Raw genomic sequence first — 6,548 nt, forward strand, 5'->3', positions numbered from 1 at the left:
GATCGAAAATCCATTTGGTGGTAATGTGGCTGTAGAGGTTATAACCGCCAGTAGTATGGACTACTCCCTTGGGTTTGCCCGTGCTACCGGAGGTGTAGAGGACGAATAACATATCCTCGGCATCCATTTCGACGGCGGGACCGTGGGCGGATACGGTAGACTGAATTTCATGCCACCAGATATCGCGTCCCTCGATCGTGGGGATTTCTTGCTTGGTACGTTGGACGACTAAAACCTTCTCGACTGTCGGACAGGCGTTATTTTCTAAAGCTTTATCGACTTGAATTTTCAGCGGGACAATCGCATCTTTACGCCAACCACCATCGGCGGTAATTACGGCTTTAGCCTTACCATTAGCCAACCTGTCGCGCAAAGCTTCGGCACTAAAGCCACCAAAGACAACGGTATGTACCGCCCCAATTCTCGCACAAGCCAGCATCGCGATCGCCGCTTCCGGAATCATCGGCATGTAAATCCCGACTAAATCCCCTTTAACGACACCCATCTGTTTGAGCGCATTCGCCATCTGACAAACTTCGCGATGCAATTGAGCGTAAGTCAGCGTGCGGGAGTCGCCCGGTTCGCCTTCCCAAATTAGCGCGGCTTTATTCTTCCGCCAAGTAGTCAGATGTCGATCGAGACAATTATACGAGATATTAATCTTGCCGCCTGTAAACCACTTGGCAAATGGGGGCTGCCAATCTAGCACTGTTTCCCATTTTTTAAACCAATGCAATTCGCTTGTCGCCAGTTCTGCCCAAAACTGTTCGGGATTAGCTTGGGCGCGGGCATAAATATCTTCATATTCCGCCAAGCTCTTAATCTGTGCAGCTTGGGAAAATTCTGCTGCTGGGCTAAATAGTCGCTCTTCGTGGAGCGTAGATTCGATGGATATTTCTGACATGGTAGGAGCGAAGATTTACGATCGATTATTATGTAGCTAATTATCGCCCAGTTAGCGGGACAATTTGCTAGTGGCGATCGAGGTAGGATAGATAGAACGGCTCTCCTGCTATTTTGGGGGAATAGCTAGCTTACTTAAACATCAATCGCTCGTGCCATCAAAACCCCTTTCCCCTTTCCCCTTTCCCCTTTCCTCTTTACAATAAGTCTTGCTTATCACCATAACCGCTGGAGAGCAAATATTTTATTTTATATATTATCTACCTCCTTTACATTACCCGGATCGATCGAGACTTCATCCTCTAGATAGAGAGTAAATTTGAGCCGACCTGCTAAATATGGATGGTAAATTATCATCGATCGACAAATGAGTTGGAGAAAAGTCTGGAGCCTGTTGAAGGAAACTGTCGCGGAGTGGCAAAAAGATAAAGTCGATCGGATGGCGGCGGCGCTGGCATACTATACATTATTTTCGATCGCGCCTTTATTGGTGATTGCGGTGGCTGTGGCTGGGGCGGTATTTGGGGAAGAAGCGGCTAGGGGTGAGGTTGTCGCTCAGATTCAGGGATTGCTGGGTAAAGCAGGTGCTGAGGTGGTACAGACGGCGCTAGCAAATACTCAAAATCCTGAGAATGGCAATGGGATCGTGCCGTCAATAATTAGTACGCTGGCGTTGATATTTGGAGCTTCTGGCGTTTTTATTCAACTCCAAGATTCGCTTAATGCTGTCTGGAATGTTGAAGAATCGCTAGAAGGAGGCGTCAAAGCGGTAGTTCGCAAGCGAATTTTTTCGTTCGCAATGGTGATTACGATCGGCTTTATTTTAATGGTTTCATTAGTTGTTAGTGCGGGATTAGCAGCGGTGAGTGCTTTTACCAATAGTATGTTTCCAGCATTAGAAAGTTTGTGGAAGGTAGTTAATATCGGGATTTCCTTGGGTGTGTTTACTTTATTATTTGCACTAATTTATAAGTATCTGCCTGATATTAAGATTGCTTGGCGAGATGTCTTAGTGGGCGCACTGTTTACATCGATCCTATTTAGTATTGGAAAGGAATTGCTCGGATTTTATTTAGGTAATGGTAGTTTTGGCTCAGCTTATGGTGCCGCTGGATCTGTGATTACGGTTTTAGCTTGGATTTATTATTCGGTGCAGATTATGTTATTCGGGGCAGAATTTACTCAGGTATATACTCGTAGGTATGGCTCGCATCGATCGTCAAGTCGCGATCGATTGCATCGTCAAGAATAATCAAGATCGAGTGGCTTGGAGTGAGCAGCTAGTCTAGCGATCGGCTAAGAGATGGGAACGTCTAGCATCTATCTATCGGTAGAGTTTGAGAGCGAATTGTTCGTGCTAAATTATTTAAAATCAATCAGCTCGTTGTGAAATCGCATGGAAACCACTTCACCGTCCCAACCACCGTTCGATGAAACCAACGAGGATACCCCGGAAATTGGCGGGGGGCTGCCGATAATTAAGTATTGGGCGGAGCATACGTTGTCTCCAGAAGGGCCAAAAATCTGGAAGACTTTGCTGCACCATAGTGCGTGCTTGTCTTGCTCTTGGGGGACGGGGGGACAGAAAGGGGGCTTTACAAATGAAGAGGGTGAAAAGCTGCAACGCTGTATGAAAAGCGTCGAGGCAATTACCGCCGAAATTCAGCCGCCAGTATCTAAACATTTTTTCGATACCAATCCGATCGCGAGATTACAACAGCTTACTTCTTATGAAGCCGATCGATTGGGAAGATTGAGTTTTCCAGTGATTTTACGAGCGGGAAGTTCGCATTTTCAGCGGATTTCTTGGGATGAGATTTACTCGATCGCGACTGCGGCATTTAAGCTAGATCCAGAGCGGGTGGCTTCTTATAGTTCGGGGCGCGGCTCGAATGAGGCGGCGTTTGTATTGCAACTAATGATGCGGACGTTGGGTTCTAATAATCTGGCAGATTGCTCGGATTTGTGTCATGCACCTTCGACGACGGCGTTGAGTGAGATGTTTGGTACCAAAACTTCGATCGTTAGCTTGGAAAGTTTGAAGGAAGCGGATTGTGTGGTATTGGCGGGGGCAAATTCACCATCCAATCATCCGCGCTTGATGAATGAATTAATTAAAATCCGCGACAACGGTGGCAAAGTTATCGTTATCAATCCGGTGATGGAAATCGGGCTGGTTAAATTTGGCTCTCCCGCATTTCCGGTTAAATCCTTAGTTCCCGGCTCAAAAATTGCCGATCTGTATTTACAACCGATTCCTGGTAGCGATGTTGCCTTATTTATCGGTATTCAAAAAGCATTAATGGGGCAAGGACGAATCGATCGCGAGTTCTTGCAAGCGCATACTGAAGGTTGGGAAGCTATCCTCGAACAAGCGCATACAACTTCCTGGGAAACTATTACATCTACTTGCGGCGTATCCCAAACCGAAATCGAATCCGCAGCCACCATCATCGGCATGTCCAAACGAGTTGTCTTCGCCTGGGCGATGGGACTCACCCAACAGCTCAACGGTGTCGATAACGTCTACAGTATTGCCAATACCGCCCTAGTCAGTGGTAACGCTGGCAAAATGGGCGCGGGCGTCATGCCAGTACGCGGACATTCTAACGTCCAAGGCTTCGGATCGATGGGCGTGACGGTGAAACTCAAAGAGGAGCTAAAGCAAGCCTTGGAGCGGCTGCTAGGACGCTCTCTGAATCTCCCCACAGGTTATCACACCCGCGATCTGATCGAAGCAGCAGCAGCAGGTAAAGTAGATAGTTTGATCTGTGTCGGTGGTAATCTCTATGGTGCCAACCCCAATTCCAATCAGGCGAAGCAAGCCTTGGGCAATATCGACACCATCATCTACATGGCAACCAAGCCCAACATCGGGCATTTTAATGGATTGGCAAAAACCAACACGATAATTATTCCTGTCTTCAATCGGTTTGAAAATCCTTATAAAACCACTTCAGAATCGGGTAACAATTTTGTGCGGCTCAACGATGCAGGAGAAACCCACCTCAAATCTGGCGATTTAATTCCCGAAGTCGAATTTTTGACTAAACTAGCGCACTATGTTCTCGGTGAAGAGCCGATTCAATGGCGGAAGATGCAAGATCCTCAATACATTCGCCAAATTATCGCCAGTACCATCGAAGGTTATCAGAAAATCGCGACGATCGATGATACCAAAGAAGAATTTACCATTGCCGATCGCATCGTCACCAAACCGCATTTCAAAACACCATCGGGGAAGGCAAAAATGTTTACCACCCCACTTCCAGATCTGACACTACCCACCGCTCAAGATTTCAATATCGGCGAGCGTGCCAACAATAGTTTAGTATTAGCATTAATGACCGGACGTAGCTATTCTCAACACAATACCGTCGTCTATAAAATTGGCGATATGTATCGCGGAATGCCGCATCGCAACTGTATTTTGATGAATCGGCTCGATGCTGAAAAAATCGATCTAGCAGCACACGATCGAGTGACAGTCCAAGGCGATGCTGGTAAGTTAAAAGATGTCGAGGTAATTTATGGCTCGGTGCGTGAAGGTGCGGCTTTAATGTTTTATCCAGAAGTGAATGTAATTTTTACGGCTCAGACAGAAACTCGATCGGGTACGCCAGCTTATAAGCGGGTGCCAGTAGTGATTTACAGCGATAAGTAAATTAATTGAGAATTGAGAATTAACCAGACAAATCGCTCGATTCCTAGATTGCTCGATTAGTCTTCCATACTGCAAAGTCTGGCAAGATCCTGATGTAACTTAAGATTTTCAGATCGATCGGTTGTTACTTCAATGATGGCACTACAATTTTTTGTTAGCGCTTGTTGATAGTAGCGGATAAATTCATCCCGATTTTGAGGATGATAATAATCTAACTCAAACATTGCAGCGGCGCGATCGAATTTCAAACCATGTGGCGTCCCAAAATAAGTATCGAAGATCTCGGTAGATTTAGAGATCGGTAAAAAGGAAAATATTCCCCCACCATCATTATTGATAATTACCACAATTACTGGCTGTAAATTGCGTTGCAATAATGCAAACGAATTTAAGTCATATAAGCTCGATAAGTCTCCCACAATTGTCGTCACTGGAGCCTGCAAACCCACAGCAAAACCAGTTGCTGCGGCAATCGCCCCTTCAATCCCACTCGTACCCCGATTTGCCCCGACTCGCAGACTGCATGACTGAGAATCTTCAACAATTGCACCGACACCAAACATACCCAAATCCCGAATCGGCATACTATTTGACACCCACAAGCCATGTTGAAAAGGGATGAGTTCGGAGATAGTGCGCGCGATGAGTGGTTCGGTTAATTTTGAGGTTTTTAAAAATTTAGCGGCTGTAGCGCTGATTCTGCCTGAAGCGAATCGTAACTTCTGCACCCAGGTTGACGGGGATATCTGCGGTAACTGCTGACACAACTGCTGACATAGGTAAGCGATGTCAGATTCGATTCTGAGCGAGACTAAATGGCTAGGATCGTAGCGTTCGCCATTAGCCGCGATCGCAATATAATTTGTCGGTGGATGTTTCTCGATCCATTTAAACCACTGCAATGAAACGATTTTCGTCCCGATTTGGACGATCGTATCGACCTGCTCTAACTCTACAGCACTACCCGTCAGTAATAATCTGTCGAAGTAATGAATTAAATTCGGGAAATCCTGACGCAATCTCAATCCCGACTGCACATCAGCAAATACAGCCCAATTTAGTCGCGCTGCTAATTTTATTACTGCCTGAATTTCTGCTGGAGACTTTAACTGTCCGACAAATAGGATACCCTTGGTGGTGGCTGCGATCGTGTCAACGAGCGACTGAATTTCGTCAGGAGCTGGAATAGTTAATTTATTGGCATAACGAGTATATGGAGATCGCTTCTCACTCCACTTCACCAAACTTGCAGGTATTTCTACAGGTGCATCTGTAGATCCAAAAGGCTCACGAAACATGCAATTGAGATGCACCACTCCGCCTGGAGCTTGTCGCGATTTAGATACAGTAAGATCGATCGTCGTCAGCACCACATTGGGGTTAATTTCGGTTGTAGGGCAAGGTAAATCGAACTGCCATGTCGGGTAATTGCCATACAAATTTACCTGATCGATCGTCTGGTTTGCCCCCGTCTGGCGCAATTCTGGCGGTCGATCGCTAGATAGAATAATCAGCGGAATATTATCGATCGAGGCTTCAATGACGGCGGGTAAATAATTTGCCGCAGCCGTCCCAGAAGTACAAATTAATACCGCCGGATTGCCAGTAGCACGAGCATATCCGATCGCATGAAAACCCGCCGCTCTCTCGTCTAAACACACAATCTTATTTGTTTGCGCGTTTTGAGCTACCGCTACAGTCAATGGTGTCGATCGAGAACCAGGAGAAATGACAAAATAATCAACACCATTTCTGACTAGTTCTTCAACTATTAAATATCCCCACAGTTGATTCATGAAAAATTACCCCCCAACCCCCATTATAATGGGGGGATTTAGTTGCTCCCTCCCCTTATAATGGGGTGGGCTGGGGTGGGGTAATTCTCGCAAATCACAAATCATCTGTGAAATTAACTCAATGACAGTACCCAACTCTTCATATACCTGCGTATTCGTAAATCTCAAAAACTGAATTCTAGCAG

General features: G+C 46.0%; 4 protein-coding genes. 2 read left to right on the plus strand and 2 right to left on the minus strand.

Features of this window, described 5'->3' with window-relative positions; genetic code table 11:
* A partial coding sequence (locus tag RMO52_RS08375) for an AMP-binding protein (RefSeq protein ID WP_310412845.1) occupies positions 1 to 904 on the minus strand: 904 nt, incomplete at its 3' end.
* A 366-nt stretch (positions 905 to 1,270) separates the two neighbouring features.
* Between RMO52_RS08375 and RMO52_RS08380 the strand changes: the two genes are divergently transcribed.
* Both RMO52_RS08380 and RMO52_RS08385 read left to right on the plus strand, forming a co-directional pair.
* Positions 1,271 to 2,155, plus strand: a complete 885-nt coding sequence (locus RMO52_RS08380) for a YihY/virulence factor BrkB family protein (protein ID WP_309742716.1) — start codon at positions 1,271 to 1,273, stop codon at positions 2,153 to 2,155.
* Between the two features lie 144 nt (positions 2,156 to 2,299).
* A complete protein-coding gene (locus RMO52_RS08385; RefSeq protein ID WP_310412848.1) occupies positions 2,300 to 4,567 on the plus strand; it encodes an FdhF/YdeP family oxidoreductase in 2,268 nt (755 codons plus the stop codon).
* Positions 4,568 to 4,623: 56 nt separating this feature from the next.
* On the opposite strand, the gene menD is transcribed toward RMO52_RS08385, so the two are convergent.
* Entirely contained in the window at positions 4,624 to 6,363 is a 1,740-nt protein-coding gene (menD, locus tag RMO52_RS08390; RefSeq protein WP_310412851.1) for a 2-succinyl-5-enolpyruvyl-6-hydroxy-3-cyclohexene-1-carboxylic-acid synthase, read from the minus strand.
* Positions 6,364 to 6,548 lie beyond the last annotated feature (185 nt).

The sequence above is a fragment of the Chamaesiphon sp. OTE_8_metabat_110 genome, assembly GCF_031382685.1.
Classification (GTDB): domain Bacteria; phylum Cyanobacteriota; class Cyanobacteriia; order Cyanobacteriales; family Chamaesiphonaceae; genus Chamaesiphon.